The sequence below is a fragment of the Bacillus sp. FSL E2-8900 genome (genome assembly GCF_037966225.1).
Classification (GTDB): domain Bacteria; phylum Bacillota; class Bacilli; order Bacillales; family Bacillaceae_G; genus Bacillus_A; species Bacillus_A cereus.
The window spans coordinates 385,894-412,506 of the sequence record NZ_CP150193.1; the positions used below are offsets into that span (position 1 = coordinate 385,894).

Below are 26,613 nucleotides of genomic sequence, written 5' to 3' on the forward strand. Positions count from 1 at the left end.
AGATAGAGTCTATGGCGTTTAAGAAAATGTCTATATATAGTGGGTAAATCCTTATGGAATCTATACATTTTCTTTAGTGAAATAAAGTATGATTATAAAAATATAACCACCTTTTATTACTAGGTCATAAAAGGTGTTGACAATATAGAAATTCTATTGTTATGATTCATCATGTGGAAAGGTTGATAGAGAGTAAAAAGAGAAATGTTTTTCATTGATAATAAAAGCGAAAAATAAGTGACGATAGAGTGAGTATATTTTCCTTATAATAGATGCTTTTTGGATCATCTAGTAAAATCAATCTGGAAGCAAGAATTGATATATGTAAGTTGCGCAAGGCGCGGCATAAGAAAGGAGCAAAAGGATGAAGGAGCTTCATACGTTTGGGTGGTATGCAGCACGTGTATCACCACATTTGCCGAAAAAAGCATTTAAACCAGTGCCTACTCGTTTATTTGGTGGACTGGCTTATTTGCTTGTGGCATTGGCGGGGTTAATATCGATTGGTGTATTTGAATTGAATGTGTGGGCGAATCTAGGAATTGCGATTGTTCTTGGATTATGTTTTGCTTCACTAGGATTTTTAGGGCATGAAATTTTACATGGAACTGTTGTAAGAAAGGCATGGCTTCGTGACTTCTTAGGCGCGATTGCATTTATGCCATTATCAACAGGGCCAAAGCTTTGGAGAAAGTGGCATAATGCAACGCATCATGTTCATACACAGCATGAAGAGAATGATCCAGATGCATGGCCGACACTTGAGAAACTTAAGAAGAGTAAGTTTTTGAGTTGGGTATATCGTATGCCTTTACATGTACGTTCATTCTTTAGTTTTCTGTCACTAACAATTCAATTTACATTGCATTCGACTCGAATGTTCTTTCATTTTATAAAAGAGTTCAAGTCATCCAATCAAAAATCTGTATGGCTTCAACTTCTTTTGCCTTGGACAGTTTGGATTAGTTTATTGTTTATTATGGGACCTGGAAAATGGTTATTTGCATATGTCATTCCGTTGTTAATTGCTAACTTTATTGTAATGGCATATATCGCAACAAATCACCGCTTAAATCCAATTGTTCCAGTAAATGATCCGTTAGCAAACTGTTTGTCAGTAACAGTGCCGCGCTGGGTAGACGTTTTACATTTCAATTTCTCATATCATACAGAACATCATCTGTTTCCTGCTATGAGTTCTAAATACTATCCGTTAGTAAAAGAGAAGATTAAAGAAATGTGGCCGGAACGCTATCATGAGATGCCGATGACAAAAGCTTTGGCAGCGCTATGGAATACACCACGTGTGTATTATCAAGGAAGTGAATTAGTGGATCCGCATAGAGAGCATTTCTATGGTTCTTTAGGAAATGGACTAGATCCTCATAATATTTCATATCGTGAGGAACATATAGAAGAAGAAAAGAGTATTAAAAAAGTAAATCAGTAAAAATTAATATATTTTTGCAATGAAAAAGCAAGCCATCTCAGGCTTGCTTTTTCTTATAAAGAAACTTCCTTTTTGTTCCTTTTATGGACTTGGACGGAGTTAGTTTCTTTTCGTTGTAATCGTTTTTCTAAAAGATTAACAAAATAAGTAAATAGAAGAACAAGTACGAGATAGTATGCACCAACGATTATGTAAGTATCTAATTGTTGGAAGTTACCTGCTGCAATTGATAAACCTGAACCCCATAATTCGGACATTCCTACATAAGCAACAAGTGAAGAATCTTTTAATCCGATAATAAATTGGTTTCCTAGAGGAGGAAGAGACAGACGAAATGCTTGTGGTAATATAATTCGTCGCATAGCTAAAGGATAAGGCATGCCTAAAGAGCGAGCTGCTTCTAATTGTCCCCGGTCAACGGATTGAATAGATCCACGGAAAATTTCCGTAATATATGCACCGTTATGAATTGCTAAAGCGATTGCACCTGCCCAAAAAGGGGTGAAAACAACAACGGATGTAATTCCAAAATATAGAATGGCAATTTGAACAATTAAAGGTGTACCACGAATAATAGCAATGTAGACATGAGCGATACTATTTAAAACTTTATTGTTAGAGATTCGAAAGAAAGCGAATAATAATCCAATTAATGAACCGAGTACTAGGGAAGTTAATGTTAATTGTAATGTGACAATAGTAGCCTTTAAGAGTGTGGGATAGGAAGAGATAAAAATTTCAAACATGCGTTTCACCTCATATTGTATAGATTTTAGTAGAGAATGAAATGCCCCACATAAAATGAACATTTAATCAGTGGGGCATTGTTTATGAATCTTTTGAATGGCTAACTTACTTCGTTTTTTCCTCTTCACCGAGAATATTACGCCCGAACCATTTTTTACTAATCTTTTCATACGTACCATCTTTAATGATTTCATCTAACGCTTTATTTACTTTCTCAACCATTTCTTTATCATCTTTGCGAATAGCAATTCCCATTTCATCAAGATTTAATGGTTTTCCGGCTTCTTTTATATTCGATTTTCCTTCTTTTATCATACGTAGACCAACCATTTGATCCGTAATTACTGCGTCAACACGCCCAGGCTCTAAATCCATAAGAGCAGTAATATCGCTGTCATATTCTGTGATTTGATCCGTATATTTTGCAACAAGATTTTTAAAGGTACTAGCTTTTACAACACCAATTTTCTTACCTTTTAAATCTTCTGGAGAAGAGATAGCGTTATTCTTTTTAGCTACAAAAATTTGGGCGCCAGAGCGATAGTACGGATTTGAGAAACTAACAGCTTTTAAGCGCTCCTCTGTAATTGCCATACTACCCAGTATTACATCATATTTCTTCGCTTGAAGACCTTGAATCAGCGTTTCCCATGGGTTTGTAACTGGCGTAGCCTTCATGTTCATCTTTTTAGCAAGAGCTTCACCGATTTCTACATCAAAACCGACAAGTTTGCCGTCATTTTCTTTATAGTTAAAAGGTTTGTATAATCCACTCATCGCATAGCGAAATTCTTTTTCACCATTTGATGAAGTAGTAGAGCTTTCTTTGCTACAAGCTCCTAGTATGAAAGATGTGCATAGTGTAATGCTAGCAACAATGGTTAATAGTTTTCTTTTCATAAAACCCCTCCTATATATTGATCATACGGATGGTTTTTTAGTATGTTATTGAAATATTTTATTTGGATGATCAGTTGTGCACCGTATGAATGTATTCCTTTTCGTTTGAAACAAAAGTTACATTATAAAACGTTGCGTAAAAATTGTTTTGCCCGTTCATGTGATGGAGCTGAAAAGAATTGTGCTGGCGGAGCATCTTCTACAATCTTTCCATCATCCATAAAGATGACGCGATCAGCTACATCTTTTGCGAAATTCATTTCATGAGTAACAATAACCATTGTCATCCCTTCTTCAGCAAGTTCTTTCATAACTTGCAATACTTCTCCAACAAGTTCAGGGTCTAAAGCTGAGGTAGGCTCATCAAATAGCATAATCTTAGGGCTCATTGCAAGAGCTCGTGCAATGGCAATGCGCTGTTTTTGACCACCTGAAAGAAGATGAGGAGTTACATCCGCTTTATCTTGAAGGCCGACTTTTTGGAGAAGTTGAGTTCCAATATCCTTTGCATTTGCTTTCTCTAATTTTTTTACGTGAATAGGTGCTTCTATGATGTTTTCTAGTGAGGTCATATGAGGAAAGAGGTTAAAGTGCTGAAAAACCATACCGACATTTTCACGGACTTTATTTAAATTTGAATGCTTTGGGTCAATTCGCTCACCTTGTAAGTGAATTTCGCCTTCATCGTACATTTCTAAAAAGTTAAGACAGCGAAGTAATGTACTTTTACCAGAACCACTGGCACCAATTAAAACAACAACTTCTTTTTCTTTTACTTCTAAATCAATTCCTTTTAACACATCAAGTGAACCGAATGATTTTACTAGATTTCGAACTTGAATCATACAAAACCCCCAGTTTAAAATATATTTTACAAATGTTGCCCCTTATTTCTGTTATTAGTCATAAATTGTCAGAATCCTTTATTTTTTTCGTGCAATTTGATATTCAAAGAAATAATGTTTTTTTAAAATCTCTATATCCTTCTATAATGAAAATATGGATAATAATATATAGGTAGTATTTATATTGCTTATAAAAAGGGGGAAAGGGAAGATGGAAAAAGAAAGAAAAACATTTTCTTTTGGATTACGTACACAACTTATGCTATTCACTACAGTTTTAGCTTTCATTACATATTCAACAAGTATATTTTTTATTTACGTGATATACGATTATTTTCAAAGTTATGTAAGTCAAACAGTATATAATATTATCGTTATGTTATTAGGGGTAGTATGGTCTGGAATTTTAGCATATGGAGCAGCCGTATTTTTAATTAAACCGCTTCGCAAGTTAGAGGAAGCGGCAAGAAAAGCAGCTGAGGGTGATATTCGTGAAGATGTTCCATTACCGAAGACAGATGATGAAATTAAATCTTTAAGTGTTGCATTTAATATGATGTTAGGAAACTTAAGGGGCATGGTAAAAAATATTGATACAACATTTTCGTATGCAAATAATCAAGTACAGCAGATTAGAAAACAAACAGGCGAAGCAACGAGACAAGCGCAAGGTGTATCTGAGACACTTGCAGAGATTTCTTCAGGCGCTGAGCAATCAGCGGCATCAATTCAAGCAATTGTTTCTGCTGTTGATACAACGACTTCTATTGCAAGTGAAGTAGAAGAAAAAGCGAAGCAGTCTGATACGTTGTCTTCAGAAATGGTTCAAGCTTTAGGGCATAGTACTCGTGTCTTTACGTCTTTAATTCAAGGTATTCAAACATTGGCAAAAGAAAATGAAGATTCAATGCAAAATGTACAGAAGTTAGAAGAACGAATGAAACAAGTAGAACATATTGTGTCTGTTGTGAGTGCGATTGCTAGCCAAACGAATTTATTAGCACTAAATGCTTCTATTGAGGCAGCTCGCGCAGGAGAGCATGGAAGAGGCTTTGCGGTTGTTGCGGAAGAAGTACGTAAACTTGCTGATGAAAGTGATCATTCTGCAAGAAACATATCGCAGTTATTACGGAATATGCAAGATGAAGTACAACAAGTTGCAATGAAAATGACAGAACAAGTGAAAATAGCTAAAGAAGAGGCGAAACGTGGGGAAGCTACGGAATTAATTTTAAAAGAAATGTCATCAAGTGTTATGGAAGTAGCCGATGCAACTCAGCAAATTAGTAGTTATATGAATGAACAAGTGAGCCACATTCATCAAACAGGAGCACAAACAAAAGCTGTAGCAGCAATTGCTGAAGAAACGTCAGCTGGTTCGCAAGAAGTGGCACGTGTGACGCTACAACAGTCTAAAAATATGATAGTAATCGATCAATTATTAAAGGATTTAGAGAAGCAAGCAACTGATTTGAAACAAACAATTGAACGATTTTCAATGTAAAAGGAAGAACAGAATATTGTTCTTCTCTTTTTTATTTAGCTTGATTTAATATTTACAGTTAAACTATGAACGTTTCCGCAACATTCTTTTCTGTCCCTTTCAGATGAAAATTATAGCGAGCTATAATATTAAAAGGGGTGTCTTTTATGAAAAAAGAAAAAAGACAACGGTTAATTAAACAATTTGTAAAGGAGTATGAAATAGATAAGCAAGAAAGATTAGTAGAATTGTTAGCAAAAAAAGATGTATTAGTAACACAAGCTACGGTTTCTCGCGATATTCGTGAGTTAAACTTAACGAAGGTACCTTCTCAAGAAGGATTAATGATATATAAAGTTTTCTCAGAAGAGCATTTACAAACTGATATAAAGTTAAAGAAAAAATTACGAGAAGTTGTTGTAAAAATTGATTGTGTAGATCAATTAATGGTTATTAAAACATTACCTGGTAATGCACATGTTATTGGTGTTTTATTTGATGAGTTAGATTGGAAAGAAAAAATAGGATGTATATGTGGAAATGATACATGCCTTATAATTTCACAGTCGAAATCAGATAGGGAGATTATAGAAGAAAGATTAAATTTAATTATTTAGATGCAAAAATCCTGTTTTTAATAAAATTAAAAACAGGATTTTTGTTTAAATACGGAAGTTAAATATTCAACATATATGCGTAATATATGTATTTTTTATTGAGAAAGCAAGATAGTTTGTTATAAAAATACATATTCGTATGATTTTAAAAAAATAACTTGTTTAATATTTCACAATGATAATGTGGATGCTTTCACAAAGATGAAAGTACAGAGCATTTATTATGTACTTGTAAGACATCAAACATATTTAAAAGGAGGTACAACAAATGAAACATCCGATACATGTTACTTCAGAAATTGGGGAATTACAAACGGTTTTATTAAAACGACCGGGTAAAGAAGTGGAAAACTTGACGCCAGATTATTTGCAGCAATTATTATTTGACGATATTCCATACTTACCAATTATTCAAAAAGAGCATGATTATTTTGCACAAACGTTACGCAATCGGGGTGTTGAAGTTCTTTATTTAGAAAAACTAGCCGCTGAGGCGTTAGTAGATAAAAAACTTCGAGAAGAATTTGTTGATCGTATTTTAAAAGAAGGACAGGCCGACGTAAATGTTGCACATCAAACTTTAAAAGAATATTTACTTTCTTTTTCAAATGAAGAATTAATTCAAAAAATTATGGGCGGTGTACGGAAAAACGAAATTGAAACAAGTAAGAAGACACATTTATATGAATTAATGGAAGATCACTATCCGTTTTACTTAGATCCAATGCCTAATTTATATTTTACTCGTGATCCAGCAGCTAGCGTGGGCGATGGCTTAACGATAAATAAGATGAGAGAACCAGCGCGTAGACGTGAATCATTATTCATGGAGTACATCATTAAATATCATCCAAGATTTGCAAAGCATAATGTACCAATCTGGTTAGATCGTGATTATAAATTTCCAATTGAAGGTGGCGACGAGCTAATTTTAAATGAAGAAACAATTGCGATTGGAGTATCTGCTCGTACTTCAGCTAAAGCAATTGAACGTTTAGCTAAAAATCTCTTTAGCCGACAAAATAAAATTAAGAAAGTGTTAGCAATAGAAATTCCAAAATGTCGAGCATTTATGCATTTAGATACAGTATTTACAATGGTTGATTATGACAAGTTTACAATTCACCCAGCCATTCAAGGGCCAAAAGGGAATATGAATATTTATATTTTAGAAAAAGGATCAGATGAGGAAACTCTTAAAATTACACATCGTACTTCTTTAATGGAAGCATTAAAAGAGGTATTAGGCTTAAGTGAATTAGTTCTTATTCCATGTGGAGGAGGAGATGTAATTGCTTCTGCTCGTGAACAATGGAATGATGGCTCGAACACATTAGCAATTGCGCCAGGTGTAGTTGTTACATATGATCGCAACTATGTATCTAATACGTTATTACGTGAACACGGTATAGAAGTGATTGAGGTGCTAAGTTCGGAATTATCTCGTGGTCGTGGGGGTCCACGTTGCATGAGTATGCCAATTGTTCGTAAAGATATTTAGTATAAATAACGGAGAAAGTAGGGATGAATTATGTTAATGACTAGACCAAATTTAAAAGGAAGAAGCTTTCTAGCAGAAAAAGATTTTACACAAGAAGAATTGTTATATTTTCTAGATTTGGCAGCAGAATTAAAAGAGAAAAAGAAAAATGGTATCCCGCATCATTATTTAGAAGGTAAAAATGTAGCGCTCTTATTTGAAAAAACTTCTACTCGTACGCGTTGTGCATTTACAGTAGCATGTACAGATCTAGGGGCAAATCCTGAATATTTAGGGAAAGGTGATATTCAACTTGGGAAAAAAGAATCTGTAGAGGATACAGCAAAAGTGTTAGGGCGTATGTTTGACGGAATTGAGTTTCGTGGATTTAATCATGAAACTGTAGAATCTTTAGCACAAAATTCTGGTGTGCCAGTTTGGAATGGATTAACAGATATGTGGCATCCAACACAAACACTAGCAGATTTATTAACAATTAGAGAACATATAGGGAAATTGAAAAATGTGAAGCTCGTTTACGTTGGCGATGGGCGAAATAATGTTGCTAATAGCTTACTAGTTGGTGGAGCAATCGTTGGAATGGATGTACGTATTTGTACACCGGAATCTTTATGGCCTGCACAAGAAGTAATTGATTTAGCAAAAAAATATAATGAACAAGTAATGATAACAAGTAATGTGGAAGAAGCTGTTGCAAGTGCAGATGTAATTTATACAGATGTATGGGTGTCTATGGGGGAAGAAGAAAAATTTGCTGAACGTGTTGAGTTATTGAAACCTTATCAAGTAAATATGAAAATGATTAAAGCAACAGGGAATGAAAACGTAATTTTCTTACATTGTTTACCTGCATTTCATGATGTTGAAACGATGTATGGCGAAGAAGTTTATGAGAAATATGGGTTGAAAGAAATGGAGGTAACTGACGAAGTATTCCGCAGTAAACATTCAAAAGTATTTGATCAAGCTGAAAATAGAATGCATACAATTAAAGCGGTTATGGCAGCTACTTTAGGAAACATGGAGTAAAGAAGAAAGGGAGTCTTCCTTTCTTCTTTCTCCTCCTTTAGACACGATCATTCACTATTGCTTTTGTATTGTTATTGCAATTTAAGAGAGGTGAGTGGAATGGGTGAAGATAAGAAATTAGGGTTGTTTACACTAACGGCTCTTGTAGTTGGGTCTATGATTGGCGGTGGAGCCTTTAATTTAGCGAGTGATATGGCAAAAGGTGCTGGTGCTGGAGCCATTATTATTGGCTGGGTTATAACAGGAATTGGGATGATTGCACTCGGATTATCTTTTCAAAATCTAACTGTAAAACGGCCAGATTTAGATGGTGGTATTTTTAGCTATGCAAAAGCAGGGTTTGGTAATTTTATGGGGTTTAATAGTGCGTGGGGATACTGGCTATCTGCTTGGCTTGGGAATGTAGCTTACGGTACATTATTGTTTTCTTCATTAGGATATTTCTTCCCGATCTTTGAAGGCGGTCAAAATGTAGAATCCATTATTGGTGCAAGCGTATTATTATGGTGTGTTCACATGTTAATTTTACGTGGAGTTCAATCAGCAGCCCTTGTGAATTTAGTAACTACAATCGCAAAATTAGTACCTGTATTTGTATTTATTGTCATAGGAATCTTTGCGTTTCATATTGATACGTTCTTAGATGGATTTTGGGGGCAAACTGGTTCTTTTTCATGGGGAGCAGTTGGCAGCCAAGTTAAAAGTACAATGCTTGTAACTTTATGGGTATTTATTGGGGTAGAAGGGGCTGTTGTTTTATCCAGTCGAGCAAAAAATAGAAGTGATGTAGGGAAAGCAACCGTTATTGGCTTAATTGGTACACTCATCATTTACATTTTAATCACATTATTGTCTCTTGGACTTATGCAGCAAGCAGACATTGCAGGTTTGAAAAATCCGGCTATGGCTTATTTGTTTGAAAGTGTTGTTGGAAAATGGGGTGCTATCTTTATTAATTTAGGTTTAGTCATCTCTGTATTAGGTGCTTGGTTAGGTTGGACTTTGCTCGCTTCTGAAATTCCATATTTAGCGGCTAAAGATGGAGTATTTCCAAAATGGTTCGCAAAAGAAAATAAAAATAAGGCTCCAGTAAATTCATTATGGATAACAAATGGTTTAATACAAATATTCTTGTTAACATTCGTCGTTTCTGATCAGGCGTATAACTTTGCATTCTCTTTAGCATCTTCAGCTATTTTAATCCCATATGCTTTTTCAGCATTTTATCAACTGAAGCATAGCTTAAAGTCTGAAGAAGCAGATCGAAATAAAAATATAATAATTGGCTTGATCGCAAGTATTTATGGCGTGTGGTTAGTTTATGCAGCCGGTTTAGAGTATTTATTATTAACAATGACTTTATATGCGCCAGGTATTTTTATTTTTTACAATGTTCAAAAGCAAAAGAGTTCGAAGCAAATATTTACTCGAGTGGAATTAGCATCATCCGTAGCAATTGGTGCTTTAGCATTCTTTGCGATTTATGGATTAATTACAGGCAGTATTACTTTATAAAGCGCTGTGAAAGCGAAATCAACTGGAGGGCTGGAATATGGCACGAAGAAAAATTGTAGTTGCACTAGGGGGAAATGCGATACAGTCTGGAGAAGCTACTGCGGGAGCGCAGCAAGAAGCGTTGGAAAAAACGGCAGAACAACTTGTGAAAATAATGGAAAATGATGTGGATATAGTAATTGCGCATGGAAATGGCCCACAAGTGGGGAATATTTTATTACAGCAAAAAGCTGCAGAAACGGAAAAGACACCTGCAATGCCATTAGATACTTGTGGGGCAATGAGCCAAGGGATGATTGGATATTGGATGGAAAATGCAATTGAAAAGGCATTGAAAAAACGGAATATAAACAAAGATGTAGCAACGGTTATAACACGTGTTGTTGTGGATAAAAAAGATGAGGCATTTAAAAATCCAACTAAACCAATTGGTCCTTTTTATACAGAAGAAGAGGCCAGAAAATTAATGGATGAAACAAAAGCAGTGTTTAAAGAAGATGCTGGTAGAGGATGGAGACGTGTTGTTCCATCACCGAAGCCTGTAAGTATTCATGAACATAAAGTGATTAATTCTTTGGTCGAAGATGGAAACATAGTGATAGCTGTGGGCGGAGGTGGAATTCCAGTAATTGATTCTGAAGAAGGGTTAAAAGGAACTGAAGCGGTTATCGATAAAGATTTCGCTGCGCAGAAATTAGCAGAATTAGTAGATGCCGATACGCTCGTTATTTTAACTGCAGTTGATTATGTGTATGTAAATTATAATCAACCGAATCAAAAAAAATTAGAGCATGTCACAGTGAATCAATTAGAAGAATATATTGAAGAACAACAATTTGCTGCGGGAAGCATGCTTCCAAAAATCGAAGCTGCTATTAATTTTGTTAATACAAATCCAAAAAGAAAAACAATTATTACGTCTTTAGAAAAAGTATATGAAGCACTAGAAGAAAAAGCCGGTACTATTATTTCAAAACAGAATGTATGCATGTGTGTTTAAAATTATTATGTACGCTACTTAGTAGTAAAAAAGAATGGAGTTAGTAACTTCATTCTTTTTATTTATTAATATTTTTTGTATTCATTGTTCATAAAGTTTTCATGATGAAATCTGAATATACAAGTTAATTATGATAAAATTCAAATTGAATACGCTTTCTTGATTTTTCGCTCCAACATACAGCAAGAGAGAGGGAATTTTATGAATAGACGGAACGTAGTGAAAGACTTAAAGCAGTTCGAATTATTTGCTCATTTAACAGAAAAAAAATTGAAAGGCTTAACAGAGTTTGTTTATTGGCGAACTTATAAAAAAGGTCAATTTTTATTTTTAGAAGGGGATTCAAGGGAAAGAATTTACTTCATGTTAGATGGTTTTGTAAAGTTAGAGCGGGTTAATCAAAATGGGAACTTATTATACGATGACTATGTAAAGCGGTATTCTATTTTTCCTTATGGTGGTATGTTTACAGACAGAGGATATAACTATACAGCAGAAGCAATGACGGATGTGGAGGTATATTATATTCCAACGGTAATCTTTGAAGATATGGTAAAGTCCAGCAGAACGCAATTGATGTACGTTGTTCAGCAATTATCATCTATATTAAAATTGAACGAAAATCGAGTGCAAAATATTACAATTCCTAATGCACAAGATCGTGTTATCCAAACGTTAAATTATTTAATGCAGGATTTAGGAGAACAGAGTGGAGAAAAGATTGTAATTTCATGTCCACTTACAACAATTGAAATATCCAAAATATCTGGAACATCTCGAGAGACAGTTAGCAGCGTATTAAAACAATTAAAAAATGATAGCATTGTTACAATTTTAGATAAAAAAATTACAATACATGATCCAACATATTTTGAAGAAATCTCTATGTGAAAATTGTATATTGATTTTTTAATTCATAGTGTATATTAATAAGGTTCTTTATATATTTATAAGGAACTTTTTTACGTTATCCTCTATAAAAAGATTGTATAGTATGGTAATAATAGCTAAAATCGATAATAAAATACAAAGTGAAGGGGAGAAAGAATGATTCGTATTGAGTATGATCGATTAGTAGCTATTTGTTACAGTATAGGGGTTTTGTTATTATTAAAAATTCCAAATGATAATGAATTAATTGGGGAAAAACTATTCAATGTCTATAAGGTTCCGATACATACGTATGTTTATATGGATTATAAAGTCTCAAATATATTGATTGTTTCTTTCATACTACATGTAATTGCATTTATATTATTTTTAAAATGGCTAGGAAAAAAGGAATCTAGTACATTTAGAAAAATGAATAAGATAAAAGTAGTAGGTACTAGTATTTTGATTGTAATGATGCCTTTTATTTTAAATACAATCCTTCAAACATTGAATAAAACATGGTATTACGCAGGAAAAACAGGGGTAGAAGCAATAGAATATAAAAAAGAAGATAGCCAGTGTAGAATGGAGAAAAATGGAGATAATATCCAACCGAAGTGCATTGTTACTTTAAAAAATTATCGTAATCATTCACAAGCATTAAAAGTTGTTTTATATGATAATGCAAACGAGAATTCAAAAAGCTATCCAGTACCGAAACCAGTCTATTTACAAAAACATGAGACAAAGCAATTTGAATTTCAAGTTCCTGTTTCTTATAATAGAGGTATTGAAAAAGATAAAGTACCAAATATTAAATTACATTCATTGCATGAAAATGATACGAAATACAATTAATCTGTAAGTAAAAGTTTATGAGTAGGAGCAAGAATTTGAAACGATATAGAAAATCAACTTGAATCATCCAACATACTGCGAGGTAACGGTATATTGGATGATTTTTTATGTTATCCCCTTTTTTCACGTATGAAAAGGAGGAATACTTTGTTGGAAATGAAAAACATCACAAGGATCATACATGGTTTTTACTTTACGTAATCTGTGAAAGTTAGAGCCATAATAACTAGTTTGCCAATTTTTAATGTCGATATCGGGCCAGTTCACATAGTCACCTAGTGTATAAGGATCTAAGCTTTCTCGTAAACCTTTAACCCAGCGTATATTTCGATTTTCTTCATCATCGCATTTCCAAGAGGTAATGTATTCTTGAGCAATAATTGCTTTACGATGAAAATAAGCCGTTTCATTCGGCGAAATATTTTCAACAGCACCTATGAGCGATTGATGCCAAATACTAGCATCTTTATTTGGTGCATGAGAAAGAAAGGATTGCATGATTTGAATGCCTTTAAGGGGAATAGGTTTATAGACATAGGAACCAGAGCGCTTGAAATTTTCAGGGATGTTACCTCCATTAAAAAATTCAACAGCCTTTATATAAGGAACTTCTTCTATAAAGAGAGAGGGGCTACCAGTTTCAAGGAGAGGTGAAGAATGAGATTTACCTTTGTGAGAAATAAATAAAGCATAAGAATAAAGAATCTACATAGAGTTCAATGAAAACAGTTGCAAACTGTTCATATTTTGTTATGATAGTGTTACGAAAACGTTTGCATAAAATTTCCGATGGGATGCAAAAGGAGAGAATGACTATGAATAAGACATGGTGGAAAGAAGCGGTTGCTTATCAAATTTATCCACGAAGCTTTATGGATTCAAATGGTGATGGTATTGGAGATTTACAAGGTATTATTGCAAAACTGGATTATTTAAAAGATTTAGGTATAGATGTAATTTGGATTTGTCCAATGTATAAGTCGCCTAATGATGATAATGGTTATGATATTAGTGATTATCAAGATATTATGGATGAGTTTGGTACAATGGCAGACTTTGATGCTTTACTAGATGAAGTTCATAAGCGTGATATGAAGCTTATTATTGATTTAGTTATTAATCATACGAGTGATGAACATCCATGGTTTATTGAATCACGTTCATCTAAAGATAATCCGAAGCGTGATTGGTATATTTGGCATGATGGTAAAGATGGTGCGGAGCCAAACAACTGGGAAAGTATTTTTAATGGTTCGGCATGGGAATATGATGAAGAAACAGAACAATATTATTTACATTTATTCTCACGTAAACAACCAGATTTAAACTGGGAGAATAAAGAAGTTCGCGAAGTACTATACGATACGGTTAATTGGTGGCTTGATAAAGGTATTGATGGTTTCCGCGTTGATGCGATCAGTCATATTAAAAAAGAAGAAGGCCTCAAGGATATGCCAAATCCAAAAGGGTTAAAATATGTGCCATCTTTTGATAAACATATGAATGTGAAAGGTATTCAACCTTTGTTAGAAGAGCTAAAAGAAAATACATTCTCTAAGTACGATATTATGACTGTTGGTGAAGCAAATGGTGTTAAGATCGAAGATGCTGAGCTTTGGGTTGGAGAAGAGCAAGGTAAGTTCAATATGGTATTCCAATTTGAACATTTAAGTTTATGGGATGCAGAGAAGAAGAAAGACCTTGATGTTGTAGGATTGAAAAAAGTATTAACGAAATGGCAAAAAGGATTAGAAAATAAAGGATGGAACGCTTTATATATTGAGAATCACGATAAACCACGTATCGTTTCAACATGGGGAGATGATAAACAATATTGGCGTGAAAGTGCAACAGCTCTAGGGGCGATGTATTTCTTTATGCATGGTACACCGTTTATTTATCAAGGCCAAGAAATTGGTATGACAAATGTTCAGTTACCAAATATTGAAGATTACGATGATGTAGCAATTAAAAATTTATATCGCGAGAAAATTGCAGAGGGCGTACCACATCAAGATATGATGGAGATTATATGGGCTTCTTGCCGCGATAATTCACGTACACCTATGCAGTGGAATGATGAGATGAATGCTGGTTTCACAACAAGTACACCTTGGTTTAGCATGAATCCAAATTACAAAGAAATTAATGTTGAGAAGCAAAAAAATGAAGAAAAGTCTATTTTCAATTTCTATAAGAAAATGATTGCCCTGAAAAAAGAGCACGATGTACTGAACTATGGCACGTACGATTTACTTTTAGAAGACGATCCACAAATTTATGCATATACACGTACGTTACAGGATGAAAAAGTCATTGTAATTAGTAATATCTCAAAAGAGGAAGCTGTGTATAATGAGGGTTCATTTGCACTAGAACGCAAACGTTTGCTTTTAAGTAACTATGAAGTTGCGGAACATGAAGAAGTAACAACAATTGCTTTAAAACCTTATGAAACAAGGGTTTATCGCATTTCATAATAAAAAGGATGCTCTTTGAGCATCTTTTTTTATGAAAAAAAATAAATTTCTATTGCAAAGTGAAAACGCTTTTATTAAAATAGATTTATGAAAACGGTTGCGTAAAGGGGATAAAAATAAAGTAACATAAGGAATCGTTTTCATAAAGGGAACAGAAATTATAATTTAAATCATTATGTTTTTATAAATAAAGGGGAGGAAGAACAGATGAAAATTACGTCTTTTGATTTTTGGCAAAAGTTCGGGAAAGCGTTATTAGTTGTTGTAGCCGTAATGCCAGCAGCTGGTTTAATGATTTCCATCGGTAAGTTAATTGGTATGTCTGCTGGGGATGTTAACGCAGTTCATACAATCGCTCGCGTAATGGAAGACATCGGTTGGGCAATCATTACAAATCTACACATCTTATTCGCAGTAGCAATTGGGGGATCTTGGGCGAAAGATCGCGCGGGTGGTGCATTTGCAGCGCTATTAGCATTCGTCTTAACAAACCGAATTACAGGAGCTATATTTGGGGTAAACGCTGAAATGTTAGCGGATTCAAAAGCGAAAGTTTCTTCAGTAATAGCGGGAGATTTAATTGTAAAAGATTACTTTACTTCTGTACTTGGTGCACCTGCATTAAACATGGGAGTGTTCGTAGGGATCATCACAGGTTTCTTAGGAGCTACTTTATATAACAAATATTATAACTATAATAAACTGCCACAGGCATTAGCATTCTTTAATGGAAAACGATTTGTACCATTCGTTGTAATTCTTTGGTCTACAGTTACTGCGATTGTATTATCACTTCTATGGCCATTCATCCAAAGTGGGTTAAATGAATTTGGTCGCTGGATTGCAGCTTCAAAAGATAGTGCACCAGTTGTTGCACCGTTTGTATATGGAACGTTAGAGCGTTTATTATTACCATTTGGTTTACACCATATGTTAACGATTCCGATGAACTATACAGAGCTAGGCGGAACATATACGATGCTAACTGGTTCAAAAGTTGGACAAGTTGTAGCAGGACAAGATCCATTATGGCTTGCATGGATTACAGATTTAAATAATTTATTAGCAAATGGAGATACGAAGGCATATAACGATTTATTAAATAACGTTGTACCAGCTCGTTTCAAAGCTGGACAAGTTATCGGCTCAACAGCAGCGTTAATGGGGATTGCATTTGCGATGTTCCGTAACGTTGATAAAGAAAAGCGTGCAAAATATAAACCAATGTTTTTATCAGCAGCATTAGCAGTATTCTTAACAGGTGTAACAGAACCAATTGAATTCATGTTCATGTTTATTGCTCCAGTATTATATGTTGTATATGCTATTACAACAGGACTTGCATTCGCGCTAGCTGATTTAATTAACTTACGTGTTCATGCATTTGGATTTATTGAGTTAATTACTCGTACGCCAATGATGGTTAACGCAGGTTTAACAAGAGACTTAATCAACTTTGTTATTGTTTCATTAGTGTTCTTCGGTCTTAACTTTACACTATTTAATTTCTTAATTAAAAAATTCAATTTACCAACACCAGGGCGTGCAGGTAACTATATTGATAATGAAGATGAGGCATCAGAAGGAACAGGAAATGTACAAGACGGTTCATTAGCAACAAAAGTTATCGATTTATTAGGTGGAAAAGAAAATATTGCTGACGTAGATGCTTGTATGACACGCTTACGTGTAACAGTAAAAGATTTAGATGTTGTTGCACCAGAAGCACAGTGGAAACAAAATGGTGCTTTAGGGCTTATTGTAAAAGATAAAGGTGTACAAGCGGTATATGGTCCGAAAGCTGACGTATTAAAGTCAGACATTCAAGATATGTTAGGTGCGTAATAATATGAAATTGCTAACTTTAAACTGTCATTCTTGGCAAGAAGAGAATCAAATAGAAAAGATACAATACCTTGCTAAAGTAATTCAAGAAGAAGAGTACGATGTCATCGCATTGCAAGAAGTAAGTCAGTCCATACAAGCTGAAAATGTATGCGGTAACAAGAAAGAAGATAATTTTGGACTTTTACTATTTGAAGAGTTAAAAGCGCTACATGTAAAAGATTACAATATTACTTGGGATTTCTCTCATATTGGTTATGACGTGTATGAAGAAGGATTAGCGATTATAACGAAGCATAATATTATAAAAGAAGATACGTTCTTCATTTCAGAAAACGAGGATACAACGTATTGGAAAACGCGTAAAATTGTAAGTGCAACAATTGCTTATAATGGTAAGGATATAACGTTTTACTCTTGTCATCTCGGTTGGTGGAATGATGAAGAAGAGTCATTCAAAGGTCAAGTCGATCGTTTGATGGAGCGTGTAGATAGTAATAAGCTCGCCTTCTTAATGGGAGATTTTAATAACAATGCTCGCTTGGAAGGCGAAGGTTATGAGTATATGATGCAAAAAGGGTTGTATGACACATATGAATTAGCAATAGAGAAGGATGAAGGAACGACTGTCCAAGGCGAGATTGCTGGTTGGGATGAAAATAAACATAATTTGCGAATCGATCTAATATTGTGTAACCAAAGTAAAAAAGTTCATTCTTCAAAAGTTATTTTTAATGGTACAAACAGAAATGTAATTTCAGATCATTTCGGTGTAGAGGTTCAATTAGATATATAATAGAAGAAATCCTCACAGAGAATAAAAGCTGTGAGGATTTTTTTTAGGAATACAAGTATTTCCAAGAGAAAATACTTGTATTTTTTATGACATTTCATATATATTTGTTATTATTGAATGTAAAACCGATTTGGTCATTTTGTATTCATACTTTGACTCACTTCGTTATATAATGAAGTAAGTGAAAGTTAATGGGAAAAAATAGTACGTTTTTGGTTAATACACGATGTAGAAAGTGATATAATTGCAAAATGTATGTATCATTTTCTAAAGAAGGAAAAATATATAATTAGGTGATAACTTCTATGAAACAGATTTGGCGTATTTATAAGACAGATTTACGGAATGTAGCCAAACATTGGGCTGCAATTGTTATTGTTTTAGGATTAATGATTTTACCATCGTTATATGCATGGTTTAACATTAAAGCTTCTTGGGATCCGTATGGAAATACAAAAGAGGTTCCCATTGCAGTTTCTAACCAAGATGCAGGTTCTAATTTAAGAGGGAAAGATATTAATATTGGGAAAGAGATTGTAGACTCCCTTAAGAAAAACAAAAATCTTGGCTGGAAATTTGTAGATGAAAAACAAGCAATTTACGGAGTTGAGCGTGGAGATTATTATGCAAGTATTACGATTCCAAAAGATTTCTCTGAAAAAATTGCAACTGTTCTGGATGAAAATCCTAAAAAACCAGAACTGGATTACTATGTGAATGAAAAAGTAAACGCGATTGCACCGAAGATTACAGCAAAAGGTGCATCAGGTATTACAGAAGAAATTAGTAAAAACTTTGTAAAAACAGCAAACGGTGAGATTTTTAAAATTTTCAATGATCTTGGAATCGATTTAGAAACAAACTTACCAAGTATCGAAAAAGTAAAAGATCTTGTATTTAAGTTAGAAGCGCAGTTCCCAGAAATGAATACACTTATGGATAAGGCGTTAGATGATGCAACTCGAGCAGAAGATGTTGTAAAAGTAGCGCAAAAAGAGTTGCCGGTTGTAGAGAGTGTTATTAATGATGGGCAAGAAGCATTAGGGAATTTAGATAAGTTCTTTGCAAATAATGATGAAACTTTAAAGAACGCACCTGGAACAATGAGAAACAATTTAACTGTAGCAAAAGATGTAATGGATAAGGCCAATGCTTTTACGAACTTTTTAATGAATCCAGGGATAGACCTTTCTGGTATGAAGGGATTACCGGAGTTCCCAGCACGCCCTGATCTTTCAAAGATGAATGATGAAGGTTATAAAAACATTGCAAGAAACATTAATCAAACAGTTAATAACGTTTTAAACTCAGCACGTGCAGGAACAGCATACGGAAAAAGTGTTGTGAATGGATTGCAAAATGGTCAGTTTGATCCAGAAAAGGCAAAACAAGACCTTAATGCGGTTTCTGAAAATCTTCAAGGGCGTACAGATAGTATTGCATATCTTATTAATGTATTTACTGAACTTCAAAAGTCAGCGACGACTGATTTTGGTCAAAGCTTTTTCCAAGGGCGAGTGGATCGCTTAACTAAGCTAAAAAGCGGTATGGAAAATGCAAACAAGGGTATTAAAGATATTGTAAATGTTATCGGTACAGGACAAGAAGTAAAGAAAGATGTAACAGATGTAGCGAATCAAAAGTTAGATGCAGCAAATGGATTAATTGATCAAGCGGAAAAAGATTATAATGAAACGTTTGTAGCAGATTATAAAAAAGCAGTCAGCACAGTCAATCAAGCTAAAGCTGATGCAAATGAAGCATACGATAGTGTGAAAAATGAATATGAAAAGGCAAAAAATAATTTAGAAGGTGTTATAGCAGACGTAAATAATAGAGGTGTTAATGGATTAGATAGTACAAAAGTGGCTTTAAACGATTTAAATGGTCAACTACAAGCTACTAATAATCTAATTGGTGATGCGATTCCGGTTCTAGAAAGCACAAATAAGGTATTAGCAGATGTAAATAGCGGAAAAAACCTTAATGGCGGAATTGCAAAATTGAACAAAATACAAAATTCTGTTCAAAAAGGTATAGATGCAACGAATAAAGCAACTACACTAATTAATAATGGACAGAAGCCTACAAAAGAGGTTGTAGAAAGCATTAATGAAGCGACTAAAAATGCTTCAGCTCAATTAGGCGATTTCTTAGCAACATATGATTCAGAAATCGTTCCAAACTTTAACACAGCAATTGAACGTACGAAACGTATGTCTAAAAACACATCTCAAATTTTAAAAGAGGCAGACAAAAAGCTTCCAGATGTTAAAAAATTACTAGAAGATTCATCAAAAGGCTTAGTAGACGGTAGAAAGAAATTAGTAGACATTAAAGCTGAAATGCCGGAGACTGAGAAAAAGATTAAAGACTTAGCAAATAAAATTCGTGATTTTGAATCTGAAGAAGATATAAAAGACATCATACGCTTATTGAAAAACGATGTTGAAAAGCAAAGTGATTACTTTGCGAATCCAGTCAATTTAAAAGAGAATAAATTATTTGCGATGCCGAACTACGGTTCAGCGATGTCACCATTCTATACAGTGCTTGCATTATGGGTAGGCGCATTATTAATGGTTTCATTATTAACGGTAGAAGTACATGAAGAGGGCGCAAATTATAAGAGCCATGAAATTTACTTCGGACGTTTATTAACATTCTTAACGATAGGTCTTTCACAAGCGTTTATCGTATCGATGGGAGATATATTCTTACTCGGTACGTACGTAGTCGATAAGTTCTGGTTTGTGTTATTTAGTTTATTTATTGGTGGAGTCTTCGTTTGTATCGTATACTCACTCGTTTCTATTTTCGGAAACGTTGGGAAATCGATGGCGATCATTTTACTTGTACTACAAGTAGCAGGATCGGGCGGAACATTCCCAATCCAAATGACACCAGCGTTCTTCCAAGCGATTTATCCGTTCTTACCGTTCACATATGCAATTAGCGCAATTCGTGAAACAGTAGGCGGAATGCTATGGGATATCGTAACGCGAGATTTACTTGTGTTAAGTGCTTTCGTAGTAGTTATGATTGTTGCTGCGTTATTACTGAAAACACCAATTAACAAATCAAGTGAAAAATTTGTTGAGAATGCAAAAGGAAGTAAAATCATTCATTAAAATAAAAGGTTCCTACCGATAGTGGTAGGAACCTTTTTGTTTAATCAAATTTTAATTTTTTTAATGCTTCCGCAAATGGGTTGTTTAATGGTTCTTCCTCTTTGTTCTGTTGTTTCATATATTTTTGAACGTCGCGCTTATCAGCTTTGTTTCCAGATTCTTTTTTACGTCTTTCTTGGAATGTAGAAAGTTTTTCGCGATAGCCACATTTACATGCGAAAATTTGGCCAGCGCCTTCACCACGTAATTCTAGTTTCTTCTTACATTGCGGACAGCGAGCGTTTGTTGTACGAGATACATTTTTACGATGACCACATTCACGATCTTGGCATACGAGCATTTTTCCCTTTTTGCCGTTTACTTCTAGCATTGGTTTACCGCAGTCTGGACAAGACTTCGTTGAAATGTTGTCATGTTTATATTTTTTATCACTCGATTTAATTTCAGAAACAATTTCTTTCGTATAGTTCTTCATTTCAGAAATGAATACTTCTTTTTTTAATTTACCTTTTGCGATAGCCTCAAGTTTTTGTTCCCATTCACCAGTTAGTGTAGGAGATTTTAATTCTTCTGGTACTAAATCAAGTAACTGGCGACCTTTTGAAGTAATGTGAATATCTTTACCGCGTTTTTCAATTAAGAATGAATTGAATAGCTTGTCGATAATGTCTGCACGTGTCGCTACAGTACCTAATCCACCAGTCGATTTTAACGTATCAGCAAGTTGTTTATTTTGCGTATCCATATATTTTGTAGGATTCTCCATTGCTGAAAGTAAAGTTGCTTCATTAAAGCGTGCAGGTGCTTTCGTTTGGCCTGATGTTTGCATAAGTAACTTTACAGTTAATGTATCGCCCTTTTCAATGTGAGGCAGAAGCTGCTCTTTTACGTCATCAGTTACATCATCGTCTTCAAATCGATTTTCGTATACTTCCTTCCAACCAGCATGTAAAATCGTTTTTCCGCGTGCAATGAACGTTTCACTACCAACTTTAGTACGTAATGTTAGTTGCTCGTATTCGAATGCTGGGAATAAAACAGCTAAGAAACGTTTTACAACTAAATCATAAATTTTGCGTTCTTTATCTGTGAATGCTGAGAAGTTAACGTATCCTTCTGTTGGAATAATCGCATGATGATCGCTTACTTTACTATCATCAACAAATGATTTGTTAGGTTTGATAGGCTTTTGTAATACTTTATGTGCGAAGGGACGGTATTCTCCAACACCACATGCTTTTAGACGTTCTGGAAGTGTTCCAACGATATCAGATGAAATGTAGCGTGAATCTGTACGAGGGTACGTTAGCACTTTATGCTGTTCATACAATTTCTGCATAATATTTAATGTTTCTTTAGCAGAGTAACCGAACTTTTTATTTGCATCACGTTGCAATTCAGTTAAATCATAAAGACCAGGAGAGAATGACTTCTTCTGTTTCTTATCAATTTCCACAACGGTAGCATTTTGTTTATCTAAACTTTTTACAATACCATCAATTTTTTCTTTATTAAAACTACGGCTATTGCCATTTGTATCTTGCCAAGTAAGTTTGAGTTTCTCCATTGTTTGAGCTTCGATGCCGTAGTAAGTTTGTGCTTTGAAGTTCTTTATTTCATCCTCACGACTAGCGATCATTGCAACAGTAGGAGTTTGCACACGGCCGCAATTTAACTGGGCATTAAAGCGAGTTGTTAAAGCGCGAGTTGCATTAAGACCGATATACCAGTCAGCTTCTGAACGTGCAACTGCTGAAGCGTATAAATTGTCATAGGCTTTACCTGGTTTTAAATTTGCAAAACCATCTTTAATTGCTTTATCGGTTACAGAAGAAATCCATAAACGTTTGATTGGTTTATTTAGCTTAACTTTATCGATAATCCAGCGTGCGACTAATTCCCCTTCACGTCCAGCGTCTGTTGCTACAATAATTTCATTTACATCTTTTCTAAGTAGCTGACTTTTTACAGCATTAAATTGTTTACCAGTTTGTTTAATAACCGTTAATTTCAAACGCTCAGGTAGCATCGGTAAATCTTCTAAATTCCACTTTTTATATTTCACATCATAACTTTCTGGATCTGCTAATGTAACGAGATGACCTAAAGCCCAAGTTACAATATATTTATTACCCTCAAGATAGCCGTTTCCTTTTTTATCACACTTCAGTACACGAGCAATATCTCGTGCAACGGAAGGTTTTTCAGCGATTACAACGCTTTTTGACATATTAAAAACATCCTTTCAAATTTCCATACGTTAACTATAGCATACATCTTCTTGAGATTCAGTTTCGCTCCATATTTGATCGGTTTTTAATGGAGGGAACAAAATCCCAACTAATTAAAGTTTCACTTTATCAGTTGCTTCTATATTAAATAGAAAAAGTAAAGAACTTGTTATTTTACTAGAATAAGAGTAGACTTTGAAGTAGATGAATAAGAAACACATGGGAGTTTGTGGATACAAACTGAGAGTATGGCTACTAGTCCGTCATTGACCATTTGAACCTGTTGGATAATGCCAGCGTAGGGAGAGTGTAAAAGCACATATTCAGGCACTTTGCGTACGCGCAAAGTGTCTTTTTGTGTATCTCCCATCATTATAGTTAGGAGATGAAAAGGATGAATATGAAAGAAATTAGTAAAGTAGTGGATTTGGTGAGAGAATCTAATCCGCTCGTTCATAATATTACAAATGTTGTTGTAACAAATTTTACTGCTAACGGTTTGTTGGCACTTGGGGCATCGCCTGTAATGGCGTATGCAAAAGAAGAAGTAGCAGAAATGGCTAGCATTGCTGGAGCGTTAGTATTAAATATGGGAACACTTCGTCCTGAGGAAGTAGAAGCGATGTTACTTGCTGGTAAATCAGCAAATGTGAACAATGTGCCAGTACTATTTGATCCAGTTGGTGCAGGAGCAACTTCGTATCGAACAGAAGTTGCGAGACATATTCCAGCCGAAATAGATTTAGCAATTATCCGCGGCAATGCGGCTGAAATAGCAAACGTTATTAATGAGAAATGGGAAATTAAAGGGGTAGACGCTGGTACTGGAAATGGCAATGTTGTAAGTATTGCAAGGCAGGCAGCAGACGAATTAAATACAGTTGCGGTTATTACTGGAAAAGAAGATGTTGTTACAGATGGAGAGAGAACTATTGTTATTCGAAACGGTCACCCTATTTTAACGAAAGTTACGGGAACAGGTTGTTTACTAACTTCTGTAATAGGAGCATTTGTAGCAGTGGAAAAAGATTATGTAAAAGCAGCAGTAGCCGCATTAACATTTTATGGAGTAGCAGCGGAACTAGCAGCGGTTAAAACGGTAGAAAAAGGACCTGGTAGTTTCCAAATTGAATTTTTAAATCAGTTAGCGAATACTACTTCTAGTGATATTGAGAAATATGGAAAGATTGAGGAGTTAGAGTAAGAGGGAGTGAAAGAAATGGCACGCATTGAAATAGATAAAATGTCTAAGCTATTGCAAGTGTATTTTATTATGGGAAGTAATAACTGCACGAGGGATCCTTTAGCTGTATTGAAAGAGGCGTTAGATGGTGGAGTGACAATTTTTCAGTTTCGCGAGAAGGGGGAAGGTTCTTTAATCGGAGAAGATAGAGTGCGCTTTGCAAAAGAATTGCAGACGCTTTGTAAGGAATATAGCGTTCCTTTCATTGTAAATGATGATGTAGAATTAGCCATTGAATTAGATGCAGATGGTGTTCATGTCGGACAAGATGATGAAGGAATTACATCTGTTCGTGAAAAAATGGGAGATAAAATTATCGGCGTATCTGCTCATACAATTGAAGAAGCACGCTTTGCAATCGAAAATGGAGCAGATTATTTAGGCGTTGGACCTATTTTCCCAACGAGTACGAAAAAAGATACGAAAGCGGTTCAAGGAACGAAAGGATTAGCCTATTTTAGAGAACAAGGAATTACAGTGCCAATCGTTGGTATTGGTGGGATTACAATTGAAAATACAGCGGCAGTTATAGAAGCGGGTGCGGACGGTGTTTCAGTTATTTCAGCAATTAGTTTAGCTGAATCTGCGTATGAAAGTACGAGAAAATTAGCTGAAGAAGTAAAGAGAAGTTTGTAGGGAAGGACGTGTAGTATTTTAAGTGCTACATGGAGAAATAGACTGCCCCAAAATTTAAACAAACATTTGATTAAAAAAGCACAAACCTTTTTAAATAAAGGTTTGTGCTTTTTCTTTAAAACATAATTGAAATTAAGAGCATTCCAATTCCGATAGAAGTAAATGTTGCAATTAGGCCAGGAATCATAAAACTATGATTTAATACGTATTTACCGATACCTGTTGTACCAGTACGGTCAAAGTTAATAGCAGCAACGATTGTTCCATAGTTTGGAATGAAGAAATATCCATTTACTGCAGGGAACATAGCAATCAGTAGCGCTGGTGGAATGCCAAGAGATAGTCCAAGTGGCATTAAGGCACGAACAGTTGCTGCTTGGCTGTACAGTAAAATAGATAGAATGAATAGTGCGATGGCAAATAGCCAAGGTGCACTTGTTACTAAATGCTGAATGGATCCTTGAATCATATTTAAGTTTCCATTAAAGAAAGTATCTCCCATCCAAGCGATACCGAAAATAGCAACAACTGCTGTTGCCCCCGCTTTAAAGACGTTACCAGACACAATGCTTTCTACATTTGGTTTACAGAAAATAATAATAAGAGCCGCGATAGTTAACATAACCATCTCAATTGTATTCGGCATGGAAAGACGAGCTAACTTCCCATCAACTATCCATCCTGGACGAAGTGCTTCAAATGAACCAAGAAGTACAACAAGGAAGGTTCCTACAAGGAAAAGGATAACTGATAATTTTGCGCCCTTTACACCTACAAATTCTTTTTTCTCTTCAAGCTTAGGAATCATTCCTTCTTTTAATCGTTTTAAGTATTCAGGGTCTTCATTTAATTCTTTTCCCATCTTACTAGCAACGAATGCTGCTAACATACAAGCAATGAAAGTGGAAGGAATACTCACTTTTAAAATATCTAATAAAGTGATTTTATAGTCAGCTAACATTGCTAAAAGAGCAACTGTGGCAGCTGAAATTGGACTAGCTGTAATTGCTTGTTGAGAAGCGATTACGGCAATCGACATTGGGCGTTCCGGTCTAATCCCTGATTCACGAGAGACTTCTGCAATAACAGGAAGTACAGAATAGGCAACGTGACCAGTACCTGCACATAGTGTGAATAAATAAGTAACAATTGGAGCAAAAAAAGTAATACGCTTTGGATTTTTTCGTAATGCCTTTTCAGCTAGATGAACAAGATAGTCCATTCCTCCAGCAGCTTGCAAAGCACCAGCAGCTGTAATTACTGCCAAAATCATAAGCATTACATCGATAGGAGGCGCGGTTGGTTGTAGGCGGAAGACAAAAACGAGTATTGCCATACCAACTCCACCCATTACTCCTAAACCAACTCCGCCTAGGCGTGCACCAATAAAAATACAGAGTAACAAGGTAAGAAATTGTAGCCAAAACATGATA

Annotated in this window: 20 protein-coding genes, 1 pseudogene and 1 riboswitch; of the genes and pseudogenes, 15 read left to right on the forward strand and 6 right to left on the reverse strand. The window is 34.9% G+C overall.

All coding sequences use genetic code 11. From position 1 onward, the window contains the following. Positions 1 to 364 precede the first annotated feature (364 nt). Positions 365 to 1,450, forward strand: coding sequence for an acyl-CoA desaturase (locus NST90_RS02035; RefSeq protein WP_000661226.1), 1,086 nt, complete (start codon positions 365 to 367; stop codon positions 1,448 to 1,450). A 53-nt stretch (positions 1,451 to 1,503) separates the two neighbouring features. Here the strand turns inward: NST90_RS02035 and NST90_RS02040 are convergent, their stop codons facing one another. The 3 genes from NST90_RS02040 to NST90_RS02050 form a co-directional block, all read right to left on the reverse strand. Next, positions 1,504 to 2,259, reverse strand: coding sequence for an amino acid ABC transporter permease (locus tag NST90_RS02040; RefSeq protein WP_116269189.1), 756 nt, complete (start codon positions 2,257 to 2,259; stop codon positions 1,504 to 1,506). A gap of 43 nt (positions 2,260 to 2,302) precedes the next feature. Continuing rightward, the gene (locus tag NST90_RS02045) at positions 2,303 to 3,097 is read right to left on the reverse strand and encodes an ABC transporter substrate-binding protein (protein ID WP_000823753.1); all 795 of its coding nucleotides are present in this window, start codon (positions 3,095 to 3,097) and stop codon (positions 2,303 to 2,305) included. A gap of 122 nt (positions 3,098 to 3,219) precedes the next feature. Then, a complete protein-coding gene (locus NST90_RS02050; protein ID WP_000616923.1) occupies positions 3,220 to 3,942 on the reverse strand; it encodes an amino acid ABC transporter ATP-binding protein in 723 nt (240 codons plus the stop codon). A gap of 211 nt (positions 3,943 to 4,153) precedes the next feature. Between NST90_RS02050 and NST90_RS02055 the strand changes: the two genes are divergently transcribed. The 8 genes from NST90_RS02055 (at position 4,154) to NST90_RS02090 (ending at position 12,818) form a co-directional block, all read left to right on the forward strand. Beyond that, positions 4,154 to 5,446: a methyl-accepting chemotaxis protein gene (locus tag NST90_RS02055; protein WP_283748309.1), complete on the forward strand. Its 1,293-nt coding sequence runs from the start codon at positions 4,154 to 4,156 to the stop codon at positions 5,444 to 5,446. A 146-nt stretch (positions 5,447 to 5,592) separates the two neighbouring features. After that, positions 5,593 to 6,042 carry an arginine repressor gene (gene argR, locus NST90_RS02060; protein WP_000711826.1) on the forward strand — a complete coding sequence of 150 codons (450 nt, stop codon included), beginning with the start codon at positions 5,593 to 5,595 and terminating at the stop codon, positions 6,040 to 6,042. Positions 6,043 to 6,310: 268 nt separating this feature from the next. After that, a complete protein-coding gene (gene arcA, locus NST90_RS02065) occupies positions 6,311 to 7,543 on the forward strand; it encodes an arginine deiminase (protein ID WP_000682331.1) in 1,233 nt (410 codons plus the stop codon). A 30-nt stretch (positions 7,544 to 7,573) separates the two neighbouring features. Continuing rightward, entirely contained in the window at positions 7,574 to 8,572 is a 999-nt protein-coding gene (gene argF, locus NST90_RS02070; protein WP_000930291.1) for an ornithine carbamoyltransferase, read from the forward strand. 99 nt (positions 8,573 to 8,671) lie between these two features. Beyond that, positions 8,672 to 10,087, forward strand: a complete 1,416-nt coding sequence (gene arcD / locus NST90_RS02075; protein ID WP_000503412.1) for an arginine-ornithine antiporter — start codon at positions 8,672 to 8,674, stop codon at positions 10,085 to 10,087. Between the two features lie 37 nt (positions 10,088 to 10,124). After that, positions 10,125 to 11,087, forward strand: a complete 963-nt coding sequence (gene arcC, locus NST90_RS02080) for a carbamate kinase (protein ID WP_000113950.1) — start codon at positions 10,125 to 10,127, stop codon at positions 11,085 to 11,087. A 201-nt stretch (positions 11,088 to 11,288) separates the two neighbouring features. Continuing rightward, a complete protein-coding gene (locus NST90_RS02085) occupies positions 11,289 to 11,978 on the forward strand; it encodes a Crp/Fnr family transcriptional regulator (RefSeq protein WP_001081905.1) in 690 nt (229 codons plus the stop codon). Positions 11,979 to 12,134: 156 nt separating this feature from the next. Then, positions 12,135 to 12,818 carry an ABC transporter permease gene (locus NST90_RS02090; protein ID WP_098955595.1) on the forward strand — a complete coding sequence of 228 codons (684 nt, stop codon included), beginning with the start codon at positions 12,135 to 12,137 and terminating at the stop codon, positions 12,816 to 12,818. A gap of 123 nt (positions 12,819 to 12,941) precedes the next feature. Here NST90_RS02090 and NST90_RS02095 read toward each other — a convergent pair. Then, positions 12,942 to 13,478, reverse strand: a pseudogene (locus NST90_RS02095) (BBE domain-containing protein); the annotation flags it as partial. A gap of 155 nt (positions 13,479 to 13,633) precedes the next feature. Between NST90_RS02095 and NST90_RS02100 the strand changes: the two are divergent. The 4 genes from NST90_RS02100 to NST90_RS02115 all read left to right on the forward strand — a co-directional run bounded on the left by NST90_RS02100 (position 13,634) and on the right by NST90_RS02115 (position 21,070). Continuing rightward, positions 13,634 to 15,298, forward strand: a complete 1,665-nt coding sequence (locus NST90_RS02100) for an alpha-glucosidase (RefSeq protein ID WP_283748308.1) — start codon at positions 13,634 to 13,636, stop codon at positions 15,296 to 15,298. Between the two features lie 207 nt (positions 15,299 to 15,505). Next, a complete protein-coding gene (locus tag NST90_RS02105; RefSeq protein ID WP_000705560.1) occupies positions 15,506 to 17,143 on the forward strand; it encodes a PTS transporter subunit IIBC in 1,638 nt (545 codons plus the stop codon). Between the two features lie 4 nt (positions 17,144 to 17,147). After that, a complete protein-coding gene (locus tag NST90_RS02110) occupies positions 17,148 to 17,939 on the forward strand; it encodes an endonuclease/exonuclease/phosphatase family protein (RefSeq protein WP_283748307.1) in 792 nt (263 codons plus the stop codon). 305 nt (positions 17,940 to 18,244) lie between these two features. Further along, positions 18,245 to 21,070: a YhgE/Pip domain-containing protein gene (locus tag NST90_RS02115; RefSeq protein WP_098955596.1), complete on the forward strand. Its 2,826-nt coding sequence runs from the start codon at positions 18,245 to 18,247 to the stop codon at positions 21,068 to 21,070. 40 nt (positions 21,071 to 21,110) lie between these two features. Here the strand turns inward: NST90_RS02115 and topB are convergent, their stop codons facing one another. After that, positions 21,111 to 23,300 carry a DNA topoisomerase III gene (gene topB / locus NST90_RS02120; protein WP_000047280.1) on the reverse strand — a complete coding sequence of 730 codons (2,190 nt, stop codon included), beginning with the start codon at positions 23,298 to 23,300 and terminating at the stop codon, positions 21,111 to 21,113. A 210-nt stretch (positions 23,301 to 23,510) separates the two neighbouring features. Beyond that, positions 23,511 to 23,623: riboswitch (TPP riboswitch) on the forward strand. Positions 23,624 to 23,695: 72 nt separating this feature from the next. On the opposite strand from topB, the gene thiM reads away from it, so the two are divergent. Beyond that, entirely contained in the window at positions 23,696 to 24,505 is an 810-nt protein-coding gene (thiM, locus tag NST90_RS02125) for a hydroxyethylthiazole kinase (RefSeq protein WP_046392323.1), read from the forward strand. A gap of 15 nt (positions 24,506 to 24,520) precedes the next feature. Continuing rightward, positions 24,521 to 25,180 carry a thiamine phosphate synthase gene (gene thiE / locus NST90_RS02130; RefSeq protein ID WP_000090960.1) on the forward strand — a complete coding sequence of 220 codons (660 nt, stop codon included), beginning with the start codon at positions 24,521 to 24,523 and terminating at the stop codon, positions 25,178 to 25,180. Positions 25,181 to 25,295: 115 nt separating this feature from the next. On the opposite strand, the gene NST90_RS02135 is transcribed toward thiE, so the two are convergent. After that, complete coding sequence (locus NST90_RS02135) at positions 25,296 to 26,609, reverse strand: anaerobic C4-dicarboxylate transporter (RefSeq protein WP_283748306.1); 1,314 nt, start codon at positions 26,607 to 26,609, stop codon at positions 25,296 to 25,298. Between the last annotated feature and the right edge of the window lie 4 nt (positions 26,610 to 26,613).